This window comes from Agrobacterium pusense (assembly GCF_013285525.1).
Taxonomy (GTDB): domain Bacteria; phylum Pseudomonadota; class Alphaproteobacteria; order Rhizobiales; family Rhizobiaceae; genus Agrobacterium; species Agrobacterium pusense.
This window is the reverse complement of the sequence record NZ_CP053858.1, coordinates 160,847-186,654: the sequence shown is the minus strand read 5'-3', so window position 1 is coordinate 186,654 and position 25,808 is coordinate 160,847. Positions and strand designations below refer to the sequence as shown.

Annotated in this window: 24 protein-coding genes and 3 pseudogenes; 16 read left to right on the top strand and 11 right to left on the bottom strand. The window is 55.7% G+C overall.

Annotated elements, in window-relative coordinates; all coding sequences use genetic code 11:
* Position 1: 1 nt before the first annotated feature.
* Positions 2 to 448 (top strand): carboxymuconolactone decarboxylase family protein, encoded by a 447-nt coding sequence (locus HQN82_RS23970; RefSeq protein WP_173616153.1) that lies wholly within the window; start codon positions 2 to 4, stop codon positions 446 to 448.
* A gap of 65 nt (positions 449 to 513) precedes the next feature.
* Here HQN82_RS23970 and HQN82_RS23965 read toward each other — a convergent pair whose 3' ends face one another.
* On the bottom strand, positions 514 to 1,437 hold the full coding sequence (locus HQN82_RS23965) for an SDR family NAD(P)-dependent oxidoreductase (protein WP_234904967.1): 924 nt from the start codon (positions 1,435 to 1,437) through the stop codon (positions 514 to 516).
* Between the two features lie 63 nt (positions 1,438 to 1,500).
* On the opposite strand from HQN82_RS23965, the gene HQN82_RS23960 reads away from it, so the two are divergent.
* Entirely contained in the window at positions 1,501 to 2,445 is a 945-nt protein-coding gene (locus HQN82_RS23960; protein WP_173616151.1) for a LysR family transcriptional regulator, read from the top strand.
* 169 nt (positions 2,446 to 2,614) lie between these two features.
* Here the strand turns inward: HQN82_RS23960 and HQN82_RS23955 are convergent, their stop codons facing one another.
* Entirely contained in the window at positions 2,615 to 3,178 is a 564-nt protein-coding gene (locus tag HQN82_RS23955) for a TetR/AcrR family transcriptional regulator (RefSeq protein WP_173616150.1), read from the bottom strand.
* 114 nt (positions 3,179 to 3,292) lie between these two features.
* On the opposite strand from HQN82_RS23955, the gene HQN82_RS23950 reads away from it, so the two are divergent.
* Positions 3,293 to 4,702, top strand: a complete 1,410-nt coding sequence (locus HQN82_RS23950; protein ID WP_173616149.1) for an amidase — start codon at positions 3,293 to 3,295, stop codon at positions 4,700 to 4,702.
* A gap of 212 nt (positions 4,703 to 4,914) precedes the next feature.
* Here the strand turns inward: HQN82_RS23950 and HQN82_RS23945 are convergent, their stop codons facing one another.
* Both HQN82_RS23945 and HQN82_RS23940 read right to left on the bottom strand, forming a co-directional pair.
* A complete protein-coding gene (locus tag HQN82_RS23945; RefSeq protein WP_173616148.1) occupies positions 4,915 to 5,679 on the bottom strand; it encodes an SDR family oxidoreductase in 765 nt (254 codons plus the stop codon).
* A 38-nt stretch (positions 5,680 to 5,717) separates the two neighbouring features.
* Positions 5,718 to 6,512 (bottom strand): SDR family NAD(P)-dependent oxidoreductase, encoded by a 795-nt coding sequence (locus HQN82_RS23940; RefSeq protein ID WP_173616147.1) that lies wholly within the window; start codon positions 6,510 to 6,512, stop codon positions 5,718 to 5,720.
* A 123-nt stretch (positions 6,513 to 6,635) separates the two neighbouring features.
* On the opposite strand from HQN82_RS23940, the gene HQN82_RS23935 reads away from it, so the two are divergent.
* Positions 6,636 to 7,577, top strand: a complete 942-nt coding sequence (locus HQN82_RS23935; protein WP_234904966.1) for a GlxA family transcriptional regulator — start codon at positions 6,636 to 6,638, stop codon at positions 7,575 to 7,577.
* 582 nt (positions 7,578 to 8,159) lie between these two features.
* On the opposite strand, the gene HQN82_RS23930 is transcribed toward HQN82_RS23935, so the two are convergent.
* The 4 genes and pseudogenes from HQN82_RS23930 to HQN82_RS23920 form a co-directional block, all read right to left on the bottom strand.
* Positions 8,160 to 8,348, bottom strand: coding sequence for a hypothetical protein (locus HQN82_RS23930; protein ID WP_234904965.1), 189 nt, complete (start codon positions 8,346 to 8,348; stop codon positions 8,160 to 8,162).
* Positions 8,349 to 8,363: 15 nt separating this feature from the next.
* Positions 8,364 to 8,411, bottom strand: a pseudogene (locus tag HQN82_RS25785) (hypothetical protein); the annotation flags it as partial.
* A 1,301-nt stretch (positions 8,412 to 9,712) separates the two neighbouring features.
* Positions 9,713 to 11,359, bottom strand: a complete 1,647-nt coding sequence (locus tag HQN82_RS23925; protein WP_173616145.1) for a thiamine pyrophosphate-binding protein — start codon at positions 11,357 to 11,359, stop codon at positions 9,713 to 9,715.
* A 239-nt stretch (positions 11,360 to 11,598) separates the two neighbouring features.
* Positions 11,599 to 12,612, bottom strand: coding sequence for a quinone oxidoreductase family protein (locus HQN82_RS23920; protein WP_173616144.1), 1,014 nt, complete (start codon positions 12,610 to 12,612; stop codon positions 11,599 to 11,601).
* A gap of 158 nt (positions 12,613 to 12,770) precedes the next feature.
* On the opposite strand from HQN82_RS23920, the gene HQN82_RS23915 reads away from it, so the two are divergent.
* The 8 genes and pseudogenes from HQN82_RS23915 to HQN82_RS23885 form a co-directional block, all read left to right on the top strand.
* Entirely contained in the window at positions 12,771 to 13,196 is a 426-nt protein-coding gene (locus tag HQN82_RS23915; protein ID WP_173616143.1) for an organic hydroperoxide resistance protein, read from the top strand.
* Between the two features lie 19 nt (positions 13,197 to 13,215).
* On the top strand, positions 13,216 to 14,394 hold the full coding sequence (locus HQN82_RS23910) for a thiolase family protein (RefSeq protein WP_173616142.1): 1,179 nt from the start codon (positions 13,216 to 13,218) through the stop codon (positions 14,392 to 14,394).
* A pseudogene (locus tag HQN82_RS25740) lies at positions 14,394 to 14,702 on the top strand (Zn-ribbon domain-containing OB-fold protein); the annotation flags it as partial. The gene HQN82_RS23910 and the pseudogene HQN82_RS25740, both read left to right, overlap by 1 nt.
* Positions 14,703 to 14,765: 63 nt before the next feature.
* On the top strand, positions 14,766 to 15,644 hold the full coding sequence (locus HQN82_RS23905; RefSeq protein ID WP_234904968.1) for an SDR family NAD(P)-dependent oxidoreductase: 879 nt from the start codon (positions 14,766 to 14,768) through the stop codon (positions 15,642 to 15,644).
* 1 nt (position 15,645) lies between these two features.
* Entirely contained in the window at positions 15,646 to 16,428 is a 783-nt protein-coding gene (locus tag HQN82_RS23900) for a cyclase family protein (protein WP_173616140.1), read from the top strand.
* 27 nt (positions 16,429 to 16,455) lie between these two features.
* The gene (locus HQN82_RS23895; protein ID WP_173616139.1) at positions 16,456 to 17,274 is read left to right on the top strand and encodes an aspartate/glutamate racemase family protein; all 819 of its coding nucleotides are present in this window, start codon (positions 16,456 to 16,458) and stop codon (positions 17,272 to 17,274) included.
* 252 nt (positions 17,275 to 17,526) lie between these two features.
* Positions 17,527 to 18,629 (top strand): IS3 family transposase gene (locus HQN82_RS23890; protein ID WP_173616138.1). Its coding sequence is split into 2 segments (ribosomal slippage): positions 17,527 to 17,788 and positions 17,788 to 18,629, totalling 1,104 coding nucleotides; the frame shifts between segments, so codons are not numbered across the junction.
* A gap of 103 nt (positions 18,630 to 18,732) precedes the next feature.
* Positions 18,733 to 18,891: pseudogene (locus HQN82_RS23885) on the top strand (IS3 family transposase); the annotation flags it as partial.
* 182 nt (positions 18,892 to 19,073) lie between these two features.
* Here HQN82_RS23885 and HQN82_RS23880 read toward each other — a convergent pair.
* Complete coding sequence (locus HQN82_RS23880; protein WP_173616137.1) at positions 19,074 to 19,808, bottom strand: hypothetical protein; 735 nt, start codon at positions 19,806 to 19,808, stop codon at positions 19,074 to 19,076.
* Between the two features lie 194 nt (positions 19,809 to 20,002).
* Between HQN82_RS23880 and HQN82_RS23875 the strand changes: the two genes are divergently transcribed.
* Positions 20,003 to 20,914 (top strand): LysR family transcriptional regulator, encoded by a 912-nt coding sequence (locus HQN82_RS23875; protein WP_173616136.1) that lies wholly within the window; start codon positions 20,003 to 20,005, stop codon positions 20,912 to 20,914.
* A 76-nt stretch (positions 20,915 to 20,990) separates the two neighbouring features.
* On the opposite strand, the gene HQN82_RS23870 is transcribed toward HQN82_RS23875, so the two are convergent.
* Positions 20,991 to 21,938 (bottom strand): ABC transporter substrate-binding protein, encoded by a 948-nt coding sequence (locus HQN82_RS23870; RefSeq protein WP_173616135.1) that lies wholly within the window; start codon positions 21,936 to 21,938, stop codon positions 20,991 to 20,993.
* A gap of 545 nt (positions 21,939 to 22,483) precedes the next feature.
* Between HQN82_RS23870 and HQN82_RS23865 the strand changes: the two genes are divergently transcribed.
* The 3 genes from HQN82_RS23865 (at position 22,484) to trpC (ending at position 25,086) form a co-directional block, all read left to right on the top strand.
* Positions 22,484 to 23,281 carry an ABC transporter ATP-binding protein gene (locus HQN82_RS23865; RefSeq protein WP_173616394.1) on the top strand — a complete coding sequence of 266 codons (798 nt, stop codon included), beginning with the start codon at positions 22,484 to 22,486 and terminating at the stop codon, positions 23,279 to 23,281.
* Between the two features lie 77 nt (positions 23,282 to 23,358).
* Positions 23,359 to 24,102, top strand: a complete 744-nt coding sequence (locus tag HQN82_RS23860; protein ID WP_427832760.1) for an ABC transporter permease — start codon at positions 23,359 to 23,361, stop codon at positions 24,100 to 24,102.
* 192 nt (positions 24,103 to 24,294) lie between these two features.
* Complete coding sequence (gene trpC, locus HQN82_RS23855; protein WP_173616393.1) at positions 24,295 to 25,086, top strand: indole-3-glycerol phosphate synthase TrpC; 792 nt, start codon at positions 24,295 to 24,297, stop codon at positions 25,084 to 25,086.
* 113 nt (positions 25,087 to 25,199) lie between these two features.
* On the opposite strand, the gene HQN82_RS23850 is transcribed toward trpC, so the two are convergent.
* Positions 25,200 to 25,676 (bottom strand): MarR family winged helix-turn-helix transcriptional regulator, encoded by a 477-nt coding sequence (locus HQN82_RS23850; RefSeq protein ID WP_173616133.1) that lies wholly within the window; start codon positions 25,674 to 25,676, stop codon positions 25,200 to 25,202.
* Between the last annotated feature and the right edge of the window lie 132 nt (positions 25,677 to 25,808).

The window sequence follows — 25,808 nt, the reverse complement described above, 5'->3', positions numbered from 1 at the left end:
AATGTCCCGCATGAACTGGTCCGAAGTGGCGCCCGAGGGCGCAAAGGCGCTCTACGGTGTCCACCACTATGTGACGACGAAGACAAACCTTCCGGACGAGCTGATCCACCTTGTTTTCCTGCGCGTGTCGCAAATTAACGGCTGCGCACACTGCATTGACCTACACAGCCGCGATCTGCGCAAGACGATGTCCGTCGACAAGATCACGCTGGTTCCCGTGTGGGACGAGGTGCCTCATCTCTTCAGCGAACAGGAACGGGCCGCTCTCGCCTGGGCCGAGGAAGTGACTAATGTCAGCCAGACCCACGCCTCCGACGAGGCTTATGCCGCAGCCGCAGCTGCTTTCGAGCCGAAGGACCTCGTCGATCTGACGATCGCGATCGCCGCAATGAACGCCTTCAACCGCTTGGGCGCGCCGTTCCGTCTTCCAGTGGCGGCCAGGGCCTGATCGGCGTCCGGTCACCGTGGTTGGAACAACCCTGCCGGTCCATCCAGGCCGACAGGGTGTTCCGCTTACAGAGGCAATCCCAGCATCTGCTTCGCCGTCTCCCAGAGACGGGCAGCGTTTTCCGCATCGACCGCGTATCTCGCCACCCCCTTGAACGGTCCCTCTCCGCGCTCGTCGACGACTGGGCCCTCCTGGCAATCGTCGAAATATTTTCCGGAGATGCCTTGTACGAGAGGCGAAGCCGCAAGCAAGACCGATGTGGCCGCCCCCTGCTCTATCGTCTTGCGCAGATGCTCTGGTGTTCGAAGGCCGCCGGTGTGCTTTTGCAGTCCCGTTGCAATCGCTCCAGGATTGAGCGCGTTGGACGTGATACCGTCGCTGCCCCAGTTCTTGGTAATTCCGACGGACATCAGGATGCAGGCTGTCTTCGACTGCCCATAAGCAAGCAGCGGATCGTATGGAATGAAGCGGAAGTCCGGATCGTCCCAGAACACCGGCGCAAAGAGGGTGCCGGTCGAGGCAACAGAAACGACACGGGCACCATTTGCCCGGGCCAGATGCGGCCGAAGGCCGAGGGTCAGCGTGAAATGCCCCAGATAGTTCGTGGCGAACTGCATCTCCCGACCTTCGGCAGTCCGCTGCAATTCCGGAATGGCCATAACGCCTGCATTGTTGACGAGGACGTGAAGAGGGTCGCTCCAACTCTCCACAAAATCTTGGACGGAAGAAAGATCGGAGAGGTCGAGCCGGCGAACGCGCAGGCTGGATTCGGGCATTGCCCGCTTCAGCTCCTCGACAGCCCTTTCGGCTTCGTCCGGTCGGCGGGCCGCGATCGTCACGGCCGCCCCTGCTGCGGCCAGGGCGCGGCTCGTCTCTAATCCAATCCCCGCTGCTCCGCCGGTCACGATGACGTTGCGACCTGCGAGATCGACGTTCGTCAAGACATCGGCGGCGGTGGAAGAGAATCCAAACGGGATGGACAAAGTCACGGTCATTCTCCTTAGGACATTCTGGCTTGCCCCAAAGATAAGCACATGGCATTCGTGAACTAGATGGTTAAGCTTGCACACAATAATGAGATAATTCGAACAGCCGGTTCGCTGCCACCCGGTGAGCTAGCAGCCTTCCTTGCAGTTGCCGAGCATGGAGGATTCCGTGCTGCCTCGCGAATACTCGGCCAGACGCCATCTGCCTTAAGCCACGCGGTCGCCGGACTGGAGAGACGTCTCAAGATAAAGCTCTTCCACCGTTCGACTCGCAACGTATCGCTAACGGAGCCTGGGCGCAGATTGGTCGATCGGCTCATGCCAGCTTTCAGCGAAATTGGGCTGGCAGTCGAGGAGTTGCACGAACAGGCCGCCACTCCCTCCGAACTCGTGCGGATCAACTGCGACGCCAATGCAGCCGAGCAAGTGCTCATGCCGCTTCTGACCCGCTTCATGAAGCTGCAGCCGGCAATGCGCTTCGAAATTCGGTCCGAGGGAAGACTGGTCGACATTGCCGAAGGGGGGTTCGACTGCGGCGTGCGTGCAGCGGAACTCGTCCCGAGCGAGATGGTCGCGATCCCGATAGGACCGGATCAGCAGCATATCGTCGTGGCGTCGCCTGCCTATCTTGATGATGCGCCTCCCCTGACAAGCCTATCGGATCTCTTGCTTCACCAATGCATCCAGCTCCGCATGGCCGGCGGGTCGATCTACCGCTGGGAGTTTCAGCGCCGCGGCGAGGATGTCGTCGTGGCAACAACCGGCAACCTCGTCGTCGACCAGTCCCGACTTCTTCTGGCTGCCGCTCTGGACGGCTGCGGTCTCGCCTACGTGACGCGATGGATGGCAGCGGACCCACTTGCCGACGGGAGACTCCGGCAGGTGCTAGCCGAGTGGACGCCGCCCTATCCTGGGCTCTGCCTTTACTACCCGCGGCATCGTCATCTCGGAGCAGGGATGCGTGCGTTTATCGAATTTCTGAGATCACAGCCCTCAAGTCCAAGTTCTTGAAGGGGATCGAACAATCGACCCGTCTAATTTGAAACTCAGGCTCTGAATTTCCTCTCCTCGGAGTCATTGGCTCAGCTGATACCGGGCGGCAAGATCTGAGCGCAATCTCCCGCAATACGGTGCCTTGCCGAACGGTGCTTAGCGTAGCTTCACCCGATTAGGTGAAATATCAACCCGGCAACAGACCGGCGTCCTTATAGCTCTCGATCATTGCGTCGAAGAGAGAAATGTTGGACCTGCTGCGGGCCAGAAGTTGCGCTCCCGCGACAGCGGCGAAGATTGATCTCGCCCGCGCTTCGCTTCCCATCTTATCCGTTAGGCCAGCATCGACCAGCCGCTCGGCAAGCCAGGCGATATTGACGTCGGCGAAAGTCTGCACCTGTTGGCGGACCTGATCGGGCAGGTCGTCGTATTCCGCGCCGAGAAAGCTTCCCAAGCACAGGCGATTGCCATTTTCCAGCGACATCCGGAACGTCTCCGGATACTTTCGGAGACTGGCTTTAGGATCGCCATCCTCCTTCGCAACTTCATCCAGCCATGCTTTCGTGTCCTGCCAATAGCGCTCGGCGATCGCCGCAGCGAGATCCGCCTTGCTCGGAAAGTGATGGTAGATGCTGGCGGCCTTGATGCCGACCTCGGCTGCAAGCTCGCGCATGTTGAGGCCGCCATAGCCGTGCGCCTGCGCGCTCAGACGTCCCGCTGCGAGAATGGCTTCCCTTGCACTTCCGCTCATACAAACTCTCCTTCGCCTTCATCCTCACCTAACAAATGTTAGATAGGGGTTGACGGCGGAGTTGTAAAGGCCTAGCTCTCTGCTGCCTACCAACTGTTAGTTAGAGAGAGCGCTATGAGCAACGAACTGATCTATTCCGACGCCACAAGGCTTGCCGAACTCATCCGCCGCAAGGAGATATCACCCGTCGAGGTGGTACAGGCGCATCTCGATCGCATCGAAGCGATCGATCCCAAGATCAATGCGATCGTCACCGTGGCGGAGGGAGCGCTGAAGGCGGCCCGAAGAGCCGAAGCCGCAGTCTTGGCCGGCGAAGCACTCGGTCCGTTGCATGGCGTGCCGTTCACCGCCAAGGATTCCATCGATACCGAAGGCGTGATGACGCAGCGCGGCTCGCCAATCTTTGAAGGACGTAGACCCGACCGCGACGCGACCAGCGTCGCACGCCTGAAGAAGGCGGGCGGCATTCTGCTGGCTAAGACCAACCTGCCGGAGTTCTCCTACTGGATCGAGAGCGACAATCTGCTGTCCGGGCGTTCGAACAATCCGTGGGATATGGAGCGGACGCCTGGCGGATCGAGCGGCGGCGAGTCTGCCGCCATCGCCGCCGGCATGTCGCCACTCGGTCTGGGCACAGACCTCGCGATCTCCGTGCGGGGACCAGCCGCGCAGACAGGGATCACCTCGATGAAGGCGACCCACGGTCGCGTCCCGATGACAGGTATCTGGCCACGCGCGCCGCGCCGGTTCTGGCATGTCGGGCCGATGGCCCGGTCGGTGCGCGACGTCGCCCTCGCCTTCTCGCAACTGGCGGGACCAGATGGTGAGGACGCGTTCGCGTCGAGCACGGTTCCGTTCGACGCCGGCATAGGTAGACAGCCCCTCCGGCAGCTCCGGGTCGGCTGGATGGTCGGACCCGGCTTTGGCCCGGTCGACCCGGAAGTGGTCGCCACCGTCAGGGCGGCGGCTGAAGCGTTGAAGGATGTCGGCTTGTCAGTCGAGCATGTCGGCATCCCGGCTCTGGAGAGGGACTTCGCCCTCGACGTCTTCAACCGTCTGCATGTGATGGAGATGAAGCCCGCTTTCCGCAAGGCGACCGCAGGTCGTCGGGACGACGAACTCTACAAGATGGCGAAGACAATGCTGTCGCTGCCTGACACTTCCATGGACGACTACATCGAAGCCGAACAGGCGGCCGAGCGGCTGCGCGATGGCTATGCCGAATACTTCTCCCGTTACGACGCGCTGATCACTCACGTCCTGCCGATCCCCGCTCACAAGCACGGCGTCGAAGAGTTCGTGATCGACGGGCAGAAGGTCGACGCAACATACCTGCAGGGCGCAACCGTGCCTCTGAACGTCACTGGCCTTCCCGGTGTCTCAATGCGATTCGGTACCAGCAGGGAAGGCTTGCCGATCAACATCCAGATCGTCGGCGCGTGGCAGGGGGAGTCGACCATCCTTCATGTCGCCTCGCTGCTGGAGAGCGTCAGTCCGACACGAGGCATGTGGCCGACCCTCTGAAAATCTGCCCATCTGCACGGCCTGCTCGACTGGGAAGGCCGTGCTCCTGTGCGACATCAGTGATCAGTCACCCCAGCCACTGGTCTACGCGACCGCTATGCCGCCGCGCGCCCTCAGGTAGTCCTTAAGGCGGTAGCGTTTATGTGTGAAGTCATGCCTGGCCGACAGATTTTGGCCGATGTCGATCGGATCGAGCGACATCGGCCTTTGTTTCAGGCACCAACGGGGATCGGGTTATCGACGATGCTGCGATTGAAGGCTTCGAAAAAGCCATGTTCCGTCGCGCCCGGGTTGTCCCGTAGGGGCTTGATAGCATCGACGATCACTTCCGGTTCGTCTGTAGCGAGCGCGACGAGCGTCTGCTCGATAAAATCCGGTAGCGGCATGGCGCGCGGGTCACCGCTTTTGTAGATCAGATCGGTGTCCACCCATGGTGGGGCGATTTCCTGCACACGAACGCTGGTATCGCGAAGCTGAAAACGCTGCGACAGGGCGAACGAATGGAGCGCCGCCTTCGTCGCCGAATAGATCGCGTTACCGGCGATCGGAACGAAGGCAAGCACGCTGCTGGTGTACAACACGGTTGCCTCTTGTCTCGTCTTCAGATGCTCGATCAGCGCCGAGGTCACACGGATGGGTCCAAGCAGGTTGGTGGCGATCAGGTCCTGCGCGACGGCGTCGTCAAATGGGCCGGAAACATCGTCAAAGGGCATGAAGCCGGCATTGTTGAAAACCACATTGAGATCGGGATGGTTTTCGATCAGCTCTCTCGCGGCAGACTGGATGCTGTCGAGGCTCGATACATCGAGCGCGATGGCCGCCATGCCGGGGTTAGCCGCTGTCACTTCGTCGAGCAGTGCAGTGCGCCGTCCGGAGATAATCACCTTGTTACCAAGGCGATGCAATGCTTCCGCAAGGCCCCGCCCGATACCGCTCGTGCCGCCGGTGATGAAGATGGTGTTGCCAGTCATTCTCATGGGATCAGTCTTTCATTCTTGAGAAGGTTGGAACGTTTTCAGGCTGCGGTCGTAAAGCGCGGAGCCGGCCGGGTGGCGGAAAGCTGCGGGCCGAGGGCGAGACGCGCCGCCTCATAGGCATTCCACAGCTCGATATCCCGGAGCGCGGGGATGGTGCTGGTCTCGCCCTGATCGAACCCAGCAAGGGCGGCATCGACCATGTCCTCGACCTGCATCACGATCTCATTGGGAAGATGCTCGACCGGCAGACCACCGAGAGCCCAGAAATCGGTCCGTGTCGCGCCGGGCAGTACGGCCTGGGCACGGATGCCGCGATCCGCAAGTTCGTGGTTGAGCGAAGTGGTGAACGCCTGAACGAAGGCCTTTGTGCCGCCATAGACGCCGTTGAGCAGTTCCGGCGCGACCGCCACGATCGAGGCGATATTGATCACCGTGCCGCCGCCGCGCGCCACGAAGCCGGGCACAGCCGCGTAGGTCAGGCGCATCAAGGCGGTCACGTTGAGGCGCACCATGGCTTCCATGCGATCGACATCGCTTTCCAGCAGCGTCGTGTGGGTACCGATCCCGGCATTATTGACCAGCGCCGTGATGCTGGCGTCTTCGCGCAGTACCATCTCGACGCCCGCCAGATCGGCGGCGTCGCCCAGATCGGCGGCAAGCACTTCGACGGCACGGTTCGTCTTGTCCGAGATCGCCGAGGCAAGCGTCTGAAGCTTGTCCTTGTTGCGGGCAACGAGGATCAGGTCGTAACCGCGCGCGGCAAGACGGTCGGCGTAGATCGCGCCGATGCCGGTGGAGGCGCCGGTGATGAGTGCAGTTCCCTTGGTGGTCATGGGTCTTTTCCTTGTTTGTGGAGAAAGCTCAATCGCTTTCGACAAGGACGTTATGGACCAAATGACATTTGTCCGATATGACGTATAAATTACGTTTTTCGGACATACAACTTGGAGAGCCGAATGCCTCACGTTTCCATGGTACTGACTCCGGGCTTCCAGTTTCTGGCGCTCGGCGTGCAAGCCGCTTTCGAGCTGGCCAATGTGTTGAGGGATGAAACTTATTACACCCTTTCGATCACCTCGGTCGGTGGCGGACCTGTCATGTCATCGAGTGGTTTTGCCGTGCCGACGACCAAGCTCGACGATGTGGGGCAGGTGGATACGCTGCTTCTTATGGCGGGCCTCGTCCCCCCTCCGCAGCAGGATGAAGCGACGCTTGCGACGTTACGTGCGATGGCCAGGGGATCACGACGGGTCGCAGGGCTCTGCACCGGATCGTTTCTGCTGGGGCAGATGGGCTTTCTCGACGGTCGGCGCGCGACCACGCACTGGTCCTATGCCAGAGAGATGCGCAAGGCCTTCCCAAATGTGCGGGTTGAGGACGACCGCATCTTCATCAACGAGGGATCGGTCTGGACATCGGCGGGCCTGACCGCGGGCCTGGACCTCGCCGTGGCATTGATCGAGAAAGATCTGGGACGTGACGTGGCAAGCGCCATCGCCCGGCGGCTGGTGATGCATCATCGCCGCGCCGGCGGCCAGTCGCAACATTCCGAACTGCTTCAGCTCGCGCCCAGCAGCGACCGCATTCAAAAGACGTTGATCCACGCGAAAACACACCTCGCCAACCCGTTGACCGTCGAGGAACTGGCCGAGGTTGCGGCCCTCTCGCCTCGCCAGTTCAGCCGGGCGTTCCATGCGGAAACCGGCCAGACGCCCGCCAAGGCCGTCGAGCAAATCCGCCTTGAGGCCGCTCGCCTGATGATCGAGGAGACCCGTCATCCCATGGAGAAGATTGCACAAGAAAGCGGTTTCGTCGATCTTAGGCGCATGCGCGATGCGTTCATGCGCCAATACGGACAACCGCCCCAGACGATCAGGCGGCTGGCAAAAGCCGCCTGAGAATGGCAGCGGAGGTAAAGCTCTTGAAAGGATCAGAACCGGTGACCTGCTGATTGCTCGCAGCCTTTCACCTCAAAATCTTTCGACGACATGCGATCTGTAAGGCAATTAGGGTGGTCCTCGCCTTTTCGACAGGCACTAAGACTAAAGCCGCAGCGGCGTAATTCGTTTTGCTGGAATTCGATCAGAATCGGTCAACGCTACGCCGAAGTGAGCGGCTGCGTCCGCCAAAATTACCTGCAGTATCTTCGCGGAACTTCGGTTTCGTCCTTCTCGCCTCTCTGAGGCAAACGACCAGCATCCTTTGGGTAACGGTAGGTCGTTGCATAGACGGTAAGGAACGTGATTGGTGAAAATTTCACCTTGAAAGTATTGTCTTCCGGCAAGAGGTCTCGCAGGACGTCAAGGCGATGCGAATCTCTACGCACTGCCTTGATGTTTTCCGAATTGGGGAGCGCGAGAAGAATTTTCTCAGCGGCCTGCTGTAGATGGTAGACGTCGTTTCGGTTGTCGATTGCCGATAGGGCCTGCGCAGCCACCAAATCTTCATGCGCTAGCCGAAGAGAATTTGCGATGTGGAGATCAGCGGACATCAATCACGATGCCGTCTGCCACAATATGGTTAGATGCCGAGTTTGCCACGCTTAGATCAGCCTGGAAATCCGAAAGCCTGATACAGGAGACATCGGCATAGACGCCAGAACCTTCCTGAAGTCGCCAACCAGACATTGGCGAAGAAAAGCGCTCTAGAGCTTCGTCGGAAACGATCACTTTCAAATCCCAGTCGCTCTGGCTTGTCGCCTCTCCGCGGGCGCGGCTGCCATATAGGATCACATCGATCGGGTTATATGCCGCTCTGATACGGGCAGCAGCGTCTCCAACTCCGGATACCCGCCGGGAGATGCAATACGACCACCAAAACTTGCAGCAACGACAATCATTTCCGCCTCATACCTGGCTCTCCCTGTAGATATAGCCGGTCTCGGCGAGCATTTCCACTGGCTTAGCGTCAACCCCGACCCACTCCCATCCAAATTGCCACTTTCCAAGGAATACAGGCTGGTCTGCGTGAACGGTCTCATGGTGACGCATATTCCTTAGAAACGCTCTTGATAGGACATGAACCGCGAACACGTAGATCCGAGATTCTTAGGAGCAGGTCGAGTGATTGGAACATCTAGAGGTCATTCCTGAAGTGAGAGTAGAACAAGTGCGAGTTTCCGCCATCAACGCAGAAACACATTGAGGAAGGGGATCGGTCTCTCCCCGTTTGGTCGGAAGCCTTACTCGGCACTTGCATCGGGGTCACATGTCATCGAATGCCACAGACGCGCTGTCGGTGTGTGCGGCCGCGATCTGTAAGGCATCGGTGACCGCCACCTGCCGAAACCTGAGCTGACCACCTGCCGATCAAAGAAACGACCCTTTTGGGAACTTCAGCACGCTTCTCAGGTTCGGCAAAGAAAGAGGGTAGAAATATGCATCCGCGTGAACTTGAAAATCGCCGGCTATTGGTGGTGGAGGACGAATATCTGGTCGCTTTTCATCTGATGGCCAGTTCTAGAGCGGGCTGGGGCCAGGGTGTATGGACCAGTTTCGGACGTAGAACGGGCCGTCGAAGTCGTGGAGGGATCGGAATTTGCAATCGACGTGGCAATACTCGACATCAACTTGCACGGCGAAATGCTCTATCACGTCGCAGAGTTGCCTTCGTCGAGACACATTCCTTAAGTTTTCGTGACAGGTTACGAGTGCAGCTCAATGCCTAAGGTTTTTGCGCAGGCTCCATGCCTGACAAAGCCTATCGATGAACAGAGGCTCATAGGGCTTTTCTCCGCTCTGCCGAAACGTGACGAATTGCAGTGATGAAAATTTACTTATCCTCCTCCGACGCGGCCATCTGAGGCAGAGGAAACGATCTTCGGCAACGCAAGCCGTCGGGCTCTAAAACATACGAAGTGTCGGCTTTCAACTGATCAGGAAGAGCCTTCTCGATGAGTTCGCGATTTGGGTTAAACTTGCGCGCAAACCGCAGTGGCGCTGCTACCTCCAAGGGGGCTACAACGTAGCCCCCAATACAAATTTTAACTGGGTTGTCCGAAGGGAAATCTGTCGTGGACGGACTGCCCGCTCGCTTAATGTTCTTTCATAGCTTCTTCCAGCCACCAAGAGCTCTTCTTGGTGACCTTCGCATCAATCACGAGCGGCCTCTCGAGCCCTTTCGAGAGCAACTCCGCAACGCTTTCAAGATCTGATCTGGAGCGGACAGTGACGCCGTCAGCGCCGTAGCCACGCGCGATAGACGCGATGTCGGTGTCTGGAAACGTCACGGTTTCTACCGGGTGCCCCTGGGGCCCAAAGTGGTATACCTCAGCGCCATAGGCATGATCGTTATAAACTATGATCAACATGCCCAATTTCAGGCGCACGGCGGTTTCGAGCTCGGAGATGCCCATGAAAAAACCCCCATCGCCGCAGGCCGCTACGGGGAAACGGTCAGATTTTGCCAAGGCGGCGCCAATTGCTGTCGCCAGACCCAAGCCGACGCACTGGAAGGCTTGAGTAAAGGAGAAACTATTCTCGTCGGGAACCTTGAGATACATACTTGGATAACCGAGAAAATTGCCTGAATCCACGCCAAGAACACGGTTCTTAGGAATTATGTCATCCAGTACAATGGAAAGGGTCCTTGGGTCGATTTCAGATCCCGTACTGTCGTCCTCATATTCAACGTCTCGCCAAAGAACCGATTTCTTGATGCGCACGGCGATATCGTCAGAACGATAACCACTTGAGCTGTACCCTTGCTCTCGCAGCAAGTCGCTTACGGCTGTCGCGGTGACCGAGACATCCCCGACAATGCCCAGGTCCACAGGCCGGTTTTTGGCCAACTCCCGCGCTTCAAGATCTACTTGAACGAGGGCCGCGCCCTTCGCGATGAGACTACCGTGGCGTGTGGTCCACTTGTTGAGCGTCGTTCCCCACCCGACAACGACGTCGGCGTTACGGATAAGTTCAACGGTTAAAGGCGACGAGAAACCGCCCGAAACGCCGATTGACCAGGGATAACCCTCGAAAAGCCCCTTTGCCACGGCTCCTTCCGCCACAAGTGCGCCGACGTCGTCCGCAAGAGATTCCAGTGCCTGGCGGGCATGTTTGCCACGAGCGCCGCGCCCTGCAATGAAAACCGGACGGCGCGCTCCCTTGAGTATTTCAACAAGCTCGGCCACCCCGTTGGGTGCGGCACCAGGCTTGGAAAGACAAGCTAGTGGTACGACGGCTTCCAAGCTGCCTGGCGCACAGATTTCGTCCTGAACATTCAGCGGCAGGTTAAATAGGACGGTGCGACGGTCGCGGACCGAAAGTGAGAATGCGCTTGTCAAGTCCGACAATGCAGTCGCAGCCGATCGGGCTCGCAGTGAGACCGCTCCCACGGACCGGGCGAGCGCATCTTGGTCAATGTAAAAATTCGATGCGGGATCTAGAACTTCTCCGCTGAGGATCAGTAACGGAGTGCGGCTTTTTGCCGCTTCCGCGATCCCAGTGATAGCGTTTGACAGACCGCATCCCTGATGGACAGACACTACACCCACCTCGCCGCTCATCCTTGCATAGGAATCTGCCATTGTGGCAGCTCCGCCCTCATGCCTTGCAGCAACAAACTCGGCCCCTCCCTTAACGAGACCGCAGGTCACATGAAAATTCCCGCTTCCCACAACACCGAAAACTCGTTTTACCCCTAGTTGTGTAAGCGCAATACCGATTGCTTCGCCAATTTTCACCAGATTCCCCTTTCGTTGGGTGGTTATTGTTTCTTGCTTCGTTAGTCAGCACTACAGCAGAGGCCACCTTACGGCTGGCGCCACTCTGGCCGTCACCGAAAGACCAACGATATGGACGATCTTCTTCCGGCTGCGTCGATCACCGCAGTAAAAATGGTCGTTGGAAAGGTCGCGAGAAAGGATATTTTGTCTATCAATCTAGAAGTGCGGCCTATTAAACGCGATCAATTACCTCGCCATCACGGCCGCAACACGACTTTACCACGGGCCACCCCCTGCTGAAGTCGCTCGAAAGCGGCGCTTGATCGTTTCAGCGGATGGCTTTCCAAGTTCAATCGGAGCGTTCCATGGTGGACAAGCTCAGTAAGTCCTCCAATCAGTTCCCGAGCGCGGGGCTCATGAAACAGCATCGACACAGGCAACAGGGCGACGCTTGCCAACAACCAGTTCGGTATGTCTATGATCAGTTCTTTGCCGGCCGTGTATCCCAAAAGGACGGCCCTGCCGCCCGGACGTACCCAGCCTATACGTTCGCGAAGTTGAGGACCACCAATCGTGTCCACCAAGAGAGTTGCCGCGCGTGCTGCAGCTATGCCGCCGACTTTGTCTTTGTCGGAAAGTGCGATGGTTTCGGCGGCGTCAGGGACAGACGATCTTCGCGCGTTGCTCGAGACAATTGCGATGACATGGGCGCCAGCTTGGCTTGCCATCTGCACGACGACAGACCCCACCGCACCTGATGCCCCAGTTACGATGACGACCTCTTCGGAGGTTTTTTGCGGTCCCGTGGACCAGCTTCCCATCTGGCCAATGTCATGTAGCGCGACATACGACGTGGTCAGAGGACTATAAACCGTTGCAGCGAGTTCTGGTGAAAGAGATTGGGGCACTTCCCTTATGGCGCTGTCTGGCACCGCTGCGTATTCGGCCCAAGTTCCGTCTCGTGACAGGCCGATGCCGGCGCCCCGCAATGCGACTAGAGTGCCCGGCGTAAAACGCCCGGATTTGACAACAATCCCTGCCCCATCAGTACCGCCCACATAGGGAAGCTTGGGTTGTATATCAAATTTACCTGTCATTACCGTCAGATCCAAATGGCTGACAGTGGCGGCTTCGATCTTCACCAAGGTTTCGCCGTCAGCGGCCGTTGGCCGCGCAATTCGCTCAAGGCGTGGTGCCTCATTCCAATTGGCGACCCGTAGCGCAAGCATGCTGGTACAATCATTGTTCATTCCGGCCGTATCGATTTTCATCCGTCGTTCCCACGCAAAATTGCCATCAGTTAACCAGCATTTGCCGATCGAATTAATACACGGGAGAAAATGGATTCATAATAAAAATATGAATTGTCATATATTTTGGTTTACTGTGTCATCAGGCCTGTTCTAACAAAGGCAGGAGAGAGGTCATTATGAAACCTGAAAAAATCTTGTATCAAGCTGAAGTTAAGGCTTTTGGCGGGCGTGACGGACGGGCCGAAAGTAAGGATGGAAGTTTTCAGCTGCGCTTGGACATACCAAAGGAGCTCGGAGGCCCGGGTGGGGAAGGCAGCAATCCAGAACAACTTTTCGCCGCAGGTTATGCTGCCTGTTTTCTCGGCGCCGTAAAGCTAGTTGCTCGTACTCGTAAGATTGCGCTACCCGACGATGTATCTGTATCCGCTTTAGTTGGTATCGGGCCTGTGCCTGTCGGTTATGCGCTGGCTGTGGAGTTGGTCGTGGACATGCCCGGGATTGAAAACTCAGTTGCACATGAGATCGTTTCGGGTGCACACGAGCGCTGCCCATATTCTAATGCGACTCGCGGCAACATCGATGTAAAGCTGACCATCGCTTGATGAGCTGGGGATCGCGCTAATGGCGGGCGGATTGAGACGTGCTTACGATGATGTTGTTCTCGCGGCGCCTGTCACTGTGCCGTATAGACGATACTCAATCGAAAGCACCGCCTGGTGGATCGGCCGTGCCTTGGCCGAACTGGTCAAGGCTTCAGGCATATCCCACCGCGACTTCGACGGCTTCTCTTTATCGAGCTTTTCGACCGCACCTGACACTGCGATAGGTCTCACACAGCATTTTGGTTTGAGTCCGCGGTTTATAGAGTTTGTACCGATGGGTGGCGCCTCGGGCATCGTATCGCTTAAAAAGGCGGCACGAGCAGTACAATGCGGAGATGCCAACATCGTGGCGTGCATTGGTGCTGATACAAACCACGTTGAGTCTTTCAGGAAATCTCTGGAAAGCTTCTCGCGGTTTTCGCAAGATGCGGTTTATCCGTATGGAACGGCCGGCCCCAATGCGAGCTTTGCACTGATCGCTAGCAACTATATGCGCAAGTACGGCGCTAAGCGTGAAGATTTTGGCAAGCTCGCGGTGTCCCAACGTGACAACGCGCTCAAGAATCCAAACGCCCTGATGAAGAAGCCGCTGACACTTGAAGCGTATTTGACCGCACGGCCGATTGCTCCTCCAATCCATCTGTTCGACTGTGTGATGCCATGTGCCGGGGCCGACGCATTCCTGGTTATGCGCGAACAAGATGCGCGTGCACATGGATTGCCTTTTGCCAGACTTTTGTCCTCGATCGAGCGGCACAACGCCTCGACCCTCGACGCTGTGCAGGAGAGAGGCGGATGGGTTGTGGATATCGAAGAGTTGTATTCGACCGCCGGCGTCAGACCCTCAGACATCGACGTCGTGCAGACCTATGACGACTATCCGGTCATATCAATGATGCAGTTTGAGGATCTCGGTTTCTGCTCCAAGGGAGAAGGACCAGATTTCGTGCGTCACCACGATTTCACGATTGGTGGAACCTTTCCGCATAATACCTCTGGGGGTCAACTCTCGGCAGGCCAAGCTGGCGCAGCAGGAGGACATCTCGGGATTGTGGAGGCCATGCGTCAGGTGATGCATATAGCGTCTTCCCGGCAGGTTCCTGATGCACGGCTGGCTCTAGCTGCCGGCTTTGGTATGATCAATTTCGACCGCGGCCTTTCATCGGGAGCGGTGATAATTTCAGGGCAGAATTACTGATGGCTCCGGTTGCTAAACTTAAGCGAAAAAACCCGCTTGCACGGACCCCTGTTCCGCTTCTTCCTCCTGGAGCGCGAAGTCGCAAAGCGCACGACTTAACACGAGCTGCGGCTAACGGACGTTTTGCCCTGCATCGTTGCAGGAACTGCGGGTTGTTTTGCTATCCTGCGCCCGAAGCGTGCCCGGCCTGCCTGAGCGATGATCTAGCTATAACTGATGCTCCCGCGACAGCAACGGTTCTTTCGGCGACTAATGTCGAAATACCGGCTAGCAATTATTTCAGGGAACGGGCTCCATGGCTTGTTGGCCTGGTGAAGATGGATTGCGGTCCAACGGCACTTTGTCACCTTCATCCTGAGAGCCGGGAGACTATGCCGGTTTACCTTCACCTTAAGCTCGACGAAGCGGGACAAGCTGCTCTCTACGGCGCACCGAAAGGTGCCGATCTGACACAAGACAGGAAATGGCGCGAAATGACCGCACATCCAAAAAACCGTCGCGTCCTGATCACCGACGGCCGCCACCCGATCACTCTGCCTCTTGTCGACGGCCTCATCGAAGCCGGCGCAGAAGAAATTTATGTCGGAGTTCCCGACGCATGGGTTCCGCATCCCCATCTCAACCCGCTCAAAAAGCTAGAAGACGTTTTCCTGGTACCGCTCGATCTTTCGGATGAGAAATCCGTCGAAGACCTGGCGCGCGACTATGGCGCCAAGATCGAGATCCTTATCAACACGGCCGATTACCTCCGGCCCGGAGGCATCCTAGCGGCAAATCAGGTTAACGTGATCAAAGAGGCAATGGAAAGAGTTGTGTTCGGCACGTTGCGGCTGGCGCAAGCAATTGCCCCTGTGATGCGCTCTCGCGGAAGCGATGGTGCACGGGACGCGGTTGCGTGGGTGAACCTGCTTTCTGTGTTTGGTCAAGCGCAGGTACCCGATCTAGCGGCATATTCAGTTTCTCAAGCCGCGGCTCAAGCCCTGTCGCTTCACATCCGGGCCGAGCTAGCCCAGGGCGGAGTCCGTTTGCTGAACGTTACAAGCGGCCCTACCGAAAGCGAGTGGTATCAGCACTTTCCCCAACCCAAAATCGGCCACAAGGCGCTGGTCGATGCTGTCATGGCCGGACTTATCCAAGGGCTCGAAGACATCGTTGTAGGCGACTTCGCAAAGGACATTGTCCAAAGATTGGAATCGAACCCGAAAGCCCTTGAGCGCGAGCTCCTATTCAGAAGAAACCAAGGAGTATAAAATGCCGAACTCTGTCCTCTCGCTTCTTGGCGAGGAGTTGTCCTCGGGCAAAATTCAGGTCGTGGATTTGACCCAGACTCTTGCTCCTGATTTCCCGACAATCTTGATGCCTCCGGAGTTGGGTCAATCCTCCCCTGTACGTATTGAATGCATCTCACGCTACGACGAGGCTGGCCCGGGTTGGTACTGGAACAATGTCACTTTTGGCGAGCATACTGGAACTCATTTCGACGCTCCTGTCCATTGGTATACAGGTCGCCACCTTCCGCTGAATTCGGTGGACACATTGCCGGTTGAACATATGATAGCTCCGGTTTGCGTCATAGACTGCTCAAACGAAGTCGCCAAAGATTCCGACTTTTTGCTGAGCGTTCCGGTCGTTCTCGAATGGGAAAGTTTATACGGAGAAATACCGTCTGGGCACTGGGTATTCATGCGGTCGGACTGGTCCAAGAAGTCCGGCGCTCAATACGCTAATCTTCATGATGATGGAGCTCATACGCCGGGACCGGATTCCGACGTCATCCAATGGCTGATAAATGAGAGAGGCATAATCGGTTTCGGAACTGAAACAATCGGAACTGACGCCGGCCAAGCAGGCCATTTTCATCCGCCTTATCCAGCTCACCACTTTCTCCACGGTGCCGGTAAATACGGCTTGCAGTGCCTGTGCAATTTAGACCTGCTTCCTCCGACCGGGGCGACGATCCTGTCAGCACCGCTGAAGATATTGAACGGGTCCGGCAGCCCGTTGAGGGTCCTCGCTCTCAAACCGGCCAACTGATCTGTCGTCTTGAAGGGGAAAGTGGTAATGCGAATTTTTTGGCAAAGTTTTATAGACGAGACATCCAGCAAAGAATATCTCGAAAGGCTCTCAAGCTACCTAAATGAGATAGCAGACCCGGGAACAAAGGTCGATGTATTCGGAATGAGCCCACCGGACCGAGCGTTCGGGCGGCTGTCCGAGTTTCGCTGTGCCGCAGTTGCGATTGACAACGGAATCGCGGCCGAAGAAGCCGGCTATGACGCCATCGTTATGGGACACTTTCAAGATCCTGGCCTTTACGAACTTCGATCCGCCGTTTCTATCCCTGTCGTGGGAACCGGTGAAGTGACGCTGCACTACGCTGCCCAGATGGGGCGAAACATTGCTCTCATCTCCATCGACGAGATCTACCGCGTCTGGTTCCTGGAGCAGAGCGATCGATACGGCTTGCGTGACCGTATCAGTCATATCGGCGGCTTGAACGTTATTCCCTCTGATTTCTCAGCAGCCTTCGCTGGCGACGAGGAAGCGAAAGTGAGACTGGTCGAGGCGTTTTGTGAGATTGCGGAGCCTATGGTGAGGTCCGGCGCTGACGTGATCGTGCCGGCGGGAGTACTACCTGGTCTCTTGCTCGGCCGTGAACGTGGTCTGCGTGTCGGACATGCTCCCATAATTAGCTGCGCAGCTGTCGCCATGAAAAGCATCGAGATGCAGGTCAAGCTTCGCGCCTTAAATGGTATCGAACCAAGCAGGGGGCCGTCTTTTGCGAAGGCGAACAGACAAGCGATCGAAGATTTCCAGACCACGATGCTAAATGGAAGGGGTAGTCGTCCCAACATGTTGCAGTCGAACATCCGCGCGTAAACCGGCAGTCACAAGTTGGAAGATTATCCATTTAGTCGCATCGCGGTCGGGTGACTGTCAGTACCCGATTGCAACCGGACGACACTCACGAGCGCCGAATATGACGATCCTAGCCAATTTTAGATCTTGAGCTCAACGTGTGCTGAGGCTTGGTAGCGGCTGGTGATCGAGTGATCTGAACCCTTCAAACTGGACCGTTTTTGGTTAGAGTTTTCCGGTGCATTTTCCTGGCTGGGAAAGGAACGGAAGACGATGAAAGCATCGCAGTTTTCGGACGCTCAGAAGGCGTTCATTCTGAAGCAGGGTGATGAAGGAGTGTCGGTGGCGGAGATTTGCCGCAAGGCGGGAATTAGCCAGGCGTCCTATTTCAACTGGAAGAAAAAATACGCTGGCATGCTGCCGCCGGAGATGAAGAAGCTGAAGCAGCTCGAGGACGAGAATGCGCGGTTGAAGAAGATCGTCGCGGACCTGACGCTGGACCGTGAGATGTTGCAGGATGTCATTCGGCGAAAGCTCTAAGGCCTGCTCGGAAACGCGAGATGGTGAAAGGTATGTGCCGGGATTGGATGATCTCGATCCGGCGTGCCTGTGGGGCACTGAACTTCGATCGGTCGACCTACCATTACACCTCTCGCCGTGCCGATCAGGCCGGTCTGGAACGTTGTATTCGTGAGATCTGCGAGATACGTGTTCGCTACGGCTATCGTCGCGTGCATGTATTGTTGGAGCGCGAGGGTTGGGGGACCAACATCAAGCGAACCTATCGCATTTACAGAGACTTGGGCCTGCAACTGCGTAACAAGACGCCGAAGCGACGGGTCAAAGCCAAGCTGCGGGAAGATCGGCAAATGGCCGTTGGACCGAACGATGTCTGGGCGATGGACTTCGTTCACGACCAACTCGCGACCGGCAAGAAACTGCGGGTGCTCACGGTGGTCGACACCTTCTCGCGCTATGTGCCGGTGCTTGATCCACGTCACAGCTATCGAGGTGAAGATGTCGTGCAAACCTTGGAACGGGTATGCCGGAAAGTTGGCTACCCGAAAACGATCCGTGTCGATCAGGGGACTGAGTTCGTGTCTCGCGATCTTGACCTTTGGGCCTACGCCAAAGGCGTCACCTTGGACTTCTCACGCCCGGGCAAGCCGACCGACAATGCGTTCATTGAAGCGTTCAATGGCCGCTTCCGCGCCGAATGTCTGAATCAGCACTGGTTCCTGACCCTTGCGGATGCCCGCGAAAAGATGGAGGATTGGCGTATAGACTATAATGAGTTTCGGCCGCATGGTGCGATCGGCAATAAGGTACCGATCTCGCTGATGAAATCAGGAGGCTCAACCAGCCCGCCTCCCTGAATGAAGCCGGAAAACTCTAGCCTCAGATGGTCCAGAAACCTGGGGCGGTTCACAATAGGCCGGACTCTAATCCATTCTGGAGGAAATTCTCAGTGGCAGGTCATCTGGCCTCGGCTGGCTGACACCCGCCGAGTTCGCTCAGACAATCAGCCCGCGACGTGATGCGGTGCTGCGCAGCGGAAATGGCTCCGCACCACACCCCGCCGCCACCGCCCCGACTACAGCAACCCAAAACCCCTGGAGCGAACTCAAAACTGAATAAAACTTGGGGGCAAGGTCACAATCCCACAGACAGACAAGCAGATTTACCGAAGCGCTTGAACTAGCATCGAGTGTCGAACGACTCTGCCATAGCCAGGCGGGTGTGATGACGGCGAACCTCAGAGTATCACTAAAGGCAGCCCCGACGATTTGGCCAATCCTGCAAATTGTTGGGGCACGACTTCATTTGACAAGGCTGTCTATAGACGCGCTGTTCGGCCGAATAATCAATGTTTCCATAGGGTAATGATAATTACCGCCTTCATAGGCCGGAAATTTTTCGAAGTCTTCTCGCATCGCATTTCGCGCCGGCGAATGAAGAGCCTTGGTCAGAGCCGCTTGGCTGTCGAACATAACACGATTGCGTTGCATGTGGTTCGCTCGTGCCCAGGGAATAAACCCGACCCAGTCCACTCGCGTGAGTACTTCTATGCTTCTGATACCGGGAAATGTCCTCATGATTTGGGGGTGATGTTTGATATAATGCCCCAGCCAGGAATTTTGATTATGGGCTGGTCCGGGGTAATGTACGAGATACGAACAGGGCTTCTCGCGATCGCTGGCGACACTCTCAGGGTGATCGACTGGAAAATGTCGGACGTACATCGCCTGCTGCGTAACGACGTTTCCTTTAGCGGTCGAAAAGACTTCCATCTCTACTAGTTGCCATAGGTTGCCCTCTCGACAAACGGCCTCTTCAAGGTCTTCCAGGGAATTGAAGTATATCTGCATTCCGAGCAACGGCGATTTCTCTGGCGCTCGAAACTGATCTTGGGCGCGGCCCGGCGTGTAAAGGTGCGCGCACGTCATCTTTGGCGTTGTTCGGAGCACATCCGAAATGTCTGCCAATACTTTTTCGGACAAAGCTTGATGCGATGCGTCTCCTGCATCGACAAGAACAATATATGCAAATTTCACTTATTGAGCCTTCTATTGACCAATGAAACCTGTTGGAGGGCACTTCACAACAGATTGGGACACCGCGCCCATGCAAGTCGATGCAAGTTTGAGATTAAGAACGGAACGCCGGCGACCTATCCGACCGGAAATTTGGGATTTACATGATATTTCATATTATGCATAAATTTTGGAACTCCATGAGGTGTCGGAAAATGAATGTTACGTTTCGTCAGGTGGAAGTTTTTCTTGCTGTTGCCGAACTCGGAAGTTTCACGAAGGCGGCCGAGCGACTGAAGTTAGCGCAGCCCGCACTCTCGCAGAACGTCAGGGATCTTGAGACAGAACTAGGCCTTCGCCTCTTCGACCGAACGACGCGCAAGGTGGAGCTCACTTCAGGTGGCCGTGAATTCCAAGGCGCCGCTCTCCAAGTTGTTAGGGACTTGAAGCACGCCGTCCGCAATGCGCATGCCACCTCCAAACGGCAGCGGGGGCGTCTACTCATCGCGACGCCTCCACTACTGGCATCGGCAATCTTACCGCAAGCAATTGTCGAGTTTCGCGCGATGTTCCCGAACATAACCGTGGAGATCGTGGACGTCCCAACGCATGAAATCGTTGAACAAGTCCGAGCTGGCCAAGCAGATTGCGGCCTCGGTACCTTCATGCCTAACGAAGTTGGAATTGAGCGAATGACGCTGGCCAAAGATAATCTGATGGTGTTTTGCGCGTGCGACAGTGAGTGCGCGAGCATGCCCAGGTTTTCATGGAACGATTTGAGCGGTCGCCCTCTCATCGCGCTCACGCGCGAAAGCGGTATTCGCAGGTTAGTCGAGATGGGATATGACGAAGCTGACATCTTGATGGATCCGGCATTCGAAGTTTCGCAAATTGCGACGGCCTTGGCTTTTGTGGAGGCTGATCTGGGCTTCTCGGTTTTACCTGCCTATGCCATCTCTCAAATTCGCGATCGAAAGATTGTTGTTAAAGCTTTGGAGAATCCAATCCTTGGAAGAGACATCTCCATCATACACGCCACTGGACGGTCGGCCTCACCCTCGGTGGTGGCGTTTCAGCCCGTAATCAGAAAGGTCGCGCGCGAGATGGCCGCGACCCTTGCTCCTTAAAGAATACGCTCCTCTGGCAGGCCTGATGGAGGGGCAGGTATGTCGCCTCGTGGTCGACACTACCCGCACGCCGGCATCACGGCTTGTAAAAGCCGCTCACGATCTTTTTGCGATAATCGACGCGCGCGGGCGTGATTTTAGATTTGACGAGAAAGTCAGCCACTGAGTCGTAGCTCTCGTAATCCTTGTCTGTGAAGTCGCGCATCGTGCAGTCAATTTGCTTGAGAAACTCCAGCGTTTGTTCAAGCGGAATTTTCGCTTGTATGCGTACCGCTTCTGCGGCGCGTTGCGGATCGCGTTTCGTCAAGACGCACGCGTCTGCAAGGGCGGCATTGATCGCCTCTAGCTTCGATTTGTTGGACTCCAGCCAGGCTCCGTTTGCCGTGACCCAGAAATTATAGATATAGCCCACGTCTCCACTGGCAGCCAGGATCTTGCCGCCCTGCCTAACAGCGACAGAAGGGAATGGTTCAAAGAGCCAAAACGCATCGATGTCTCCGCGCACCAAGAGTGCAGCCATCTCGGGAGGCCCTGCCTTCACAATCTTCAACCGATTCAGGTCAAGGCCATATTTATTTATAGTTAGATTAGCGAGGTACTCCATCGCACCGCCTGGCACGACACCGAGCGACTTGATTGCGCCTGGATCCACGATGTCAGTTTTGCCTGCCATCTTCAGGAACTTGCCCGATTGCGTAACGACAGCCACAGCTTTCACATCGCCGCGGCCCATTCTAATAATCGTGCTTACCTCAGCGGCGGCGGCGACATTCACGGTGCCCGCGATGATCGCGTCCAAAGCTTCGGGGCCTGCAGCGAAGTTGGTGAAACGCACATCAACGTTGTGTTTGGCGAACAGCCCTTCCTGCTTGGCAACAAAAAAGGCGACATATCCGGGATCGATCCCGACGCCAACTTCAACTGGTTCGGCACGAACCTCATGAGCCCCGATGGATAGAAGCGCTAAGAGACAGCCGGCAAGGGTGCGGCATTTTTTCATTCGATTTACAGAGTTGACTGACATTACGATCCCCTTGTTGTTTTGCTGCGTTCCGATATAGGTAAAGCCACAGTCGGGCTGCTCTTCCTGATAATATATTTGGCTTTAATTCCAATTCGGCGATGTATTAGCGCATGCGTGTTTTGACCTGACAATCGCCCCGGTCTTATAAGTCAATAAGAATACGATATAGATTTGCGTGACGGCCAGTATCGTAAGGGTAATGTGGGCCAGCGACTTGGACGCGCTGTCACGTCACAAACATTCAACCCGATGCCACCTATTTACTCCTAGTCTCACGACCGGCCACACCACTTTACCTAAATTCATGAAGTCCGCGTTGCGTAGTGAATTGATAATAGGCTGGATCTCTTACCCGATTTGTAGAGCCGTCTGACAAGCCGCATAATATATATATACGGGCTATAGATTTATATCTGCCTGGAGGTTGTGCCCAGATTTTAAACTTGCTCTTCTGGCCTAGGATCAGCCATCGCACTATCGGCTTTTTCGCGACGACGGACGGCCTGAAGGCGCCTGGACTGATAATCATAAAAAAGGGGATCAGAATGCAGTGTGGAGTACCTGTTTCACTAACGAACGTGTCGATACAAATTGGTGACTTTGAGATTGCTCATGACATTAACCTGTCGGTCGCGGCAGGAGAGTTCATATGTCTGCTGGGGCCGTCTGGATGCGGAAAATCGACACTGCTCAACGCTATTGCGGGGTTCGCATCGGTTGCTGGAGACGTATTGGTTGGGGAGCGAAGCGTCAAAGGCCCAGGAATTGACAGAGGAGTGGTATTCCAGAGTTCAGAGGCTTTATTCCCTTGGCTGACGGTCCGCGAGAATATTGAGTATGGAGCTCGCATACGCGGCGTTCCAAAGGAGCAGCGAAGCCAGGCGGCTGATAGATACATCAAAATGGTCGGCCTTACTCACGCGTCGCACAAATATCCCGGCGAGTTGTCTGGTGGAATGAGACAACGCACGCAGATCGCACGTGTCCTTGCAAATGAGCCTTCCGTAATTTTGATGGACGAACCCTTCGGTGCACTCGATGCACAGACGCGAGAGGTCCTGCAGGTGGAACTCGCGAAAATTTCTCGCACCACTGGTTCGACGATCGTCTTCGTCACGCATGACATCAGTGAGGCTGTGCTACTTGCGGACAGGATCGTTACGATGACCGCTGGTCCCAGGGCAAGAATCAAGACAGTCACCGAGGTAGATCTACCAAGTCCGAGGGATCTCGATGATCCGCGAGCCGTGGAGCTGATGCGAATGCTACGCGACGACATAGCAGTTGAAGTCAACCGCACCCTCATTGAGCAGGGCCTGGCCACTGAGGGAGCAGTTATATGACTGTGAGAAATTTAACATCAAAGCGCGCGCAGAAGGGTCTTGGGCAGAAAAACTGGGAGTACGTGAAGACACAGACCATGAATGCGGCTATCACTGCCTGCTCAATACTCGGTGGACTATTGCTTTGGCAAATCGCAAGCTCTCAGATCTCCCCACTTTTTCTACCTTCCCCCATAATGACACTTGAAGGGCTCTACGAGCTGGCCGAGGACGGTACTCTTGCCACTTCAATTCTGGCATCAAGCCAAAGAATTCTCACCGGTTGGTTTGCAGGGGTGGTAGTTGGGATTCCTTTGGGCATGACCATGGGCTATTTTCCAGTTATTCGGCGGCTTTTTGATCCATATATCGAGTTTTTTCGTTTCGTACCCCCGATCGCGTTCGTTACTCTAGCTGTCATCTGGCTCGGACCTGGCGAATCCTCGAAGGTCGCGCTGATTTTCTACACGACTGTTTTCATTGTGACATTGAATTCCTTGGCTGGCACGCTTGCAGTGTCGGAACTCCGGATCAAGGCATCTCAGGCCTTAGGCGCGAGCTCGATGCAGTCTCTCCTCACGGTGATAGTACCTTCAACCATTCCTTATATGATAACGGGCGCGAGAATTGCGATGGGCAACTCGTTCCTAACTATTGTTTCCGCAGAGATCGTGGCTGCTCAGGAGGGGCTTGGCGCGCTCATATGGAATGCGCGGAACTTTGGCCGGACAGAATGGGTTTTTGCCGGTATTATCACGCTTGGACTTCTAGGCTATGTGTTTGATCGCGTGCTGAGGTTTATTGCCGTAAGGGCATTGAAACGATACAGCATTACAATGTGATAAATACAATACCGTGAATGGCACAGTCATTTCGTCGCTACAGGCGATCGACTTCTGACGGGACTTGCACGATCGCGGCCATTGCCAACACTCCCGTACATTCAGGTCGGTCAGTGCACCCTCTGGAATGCGTTGATGGCTATGACTCAGAAAAGCGCTAGCCGATTAAACAAGGATTTTTGGGAATTAGAAATGAACAACCTATTGGAGCGTATAAAGGCGTATAAAATACAGGAAATTGCTGTCGCCAAAGCAGCCGTGCCTATATCTGAGTTAAAGGCATGTTGCCTTGATCGGCCGCAGGTCCGCGGCTTTTACCGTGCGCTTAAAACGCACCACGATGCGGGATCGATTGGTCTGATCGCCGAAATAAAAAAAGCGAGCCCGTCGAAGGGGACAGTCCGTCAGGATTTTGACCCGGCTGCCTTGGCCGCTGAATACGAGTTGGGCGGAGCAGCATGTCTCTCCGTTCTGACCGACGAGCCAAGTTTCAGGGGGTCACTGAAGTACCTTGAGTCAGCTCAGAATTCGTCCTCTTTGCCACTCCTCAGGAAGGACTTTATTCTTGATCCATATCAAGTATATGAGGCTCGCCTGTGGGGAGCGGACTGTATACTGCTCATTATGAGGATGTTAAACGACGAACAGGCGGCTGTATTGTTCCAGACGGCCACAGATCTTGGGATGGATGCACTGGTTGAGGTTCATGACGAAAAGGAGATTGAAAGGGCATTGAAGCTGCCTGCGCTCCTCATAGGGATCAATAATCGAGATCTTGGCAGTTTCGGACTTTCGCTTGAAACGAGCGAAAAACTCGCTCCCTACGTGCCCGATGACCGCCTCATCGTCAGTGAAAGCGGTATTTTCAATGTAAGTGATTGCCAACGGCTGCGGAAGATTGGCATTAACTTGTTCCTCGTCGGCGAGAGTTTATTGAGAGAGAAGAACGTGGCGGAAGCAACAAGACGGCTACTCCAGTCTTGAATGCCGGCGCCGAATTGCAAGCAGACTGTAATAGTCGCAGACTCAGTTCAAGAAAGGAGCCGCTGGCAGTTATGCAGATTATAAAGTCTTCCAGAAACCGACTGATCGCGCTTTCAGTCGAAGACAGGGTTCACCTCAAGGTTCTCTAAGATTCTCTGAAGCTTGTTGAAAAGGTCCTCCACCTCATCATCTCGGAAGCCGGAGATCATGCTTTGAGCATGCTTGGTGGCGGCCGGAGCCAGTTGACGATAAATTTCTCGGCCATGGTCAGTCAGCCTTACTTCCACCACCCGGGTGTCGCTCGGCAGGGTGTGCCGCTTTACCAAACCGTCGCGCTCCATCTGATCGATCAGCCGGCTTAAAGCGGATTGAGGTATCAATGTGAGTTTAACCAGTTCTCCGATATTGCGCGGTCCCTTGGTCATTATCACCATCAGTACCCGCCAACGTTGAACGGTCACTCCATACGGTCGTAATCGCTCGAGGAAGCGACTGCTGAGACCTGCGGTCACTAAATGAAAATGATATGGCAGATAGCGCTCCAGATCGGAAACATCAGCGCCGTTAGTTTTTCTTCCAGTATCGGTCATCACAATTTCCATAACGTTGTATTCGTCGATAGCATGTCAACGGCCATTTTTCATCCTCGTTTCGATCGCTGAAGCTCACCCAGTTTCCATTTTTCACTCGACAGAGAAATATGATTTATCATATAACTCTGT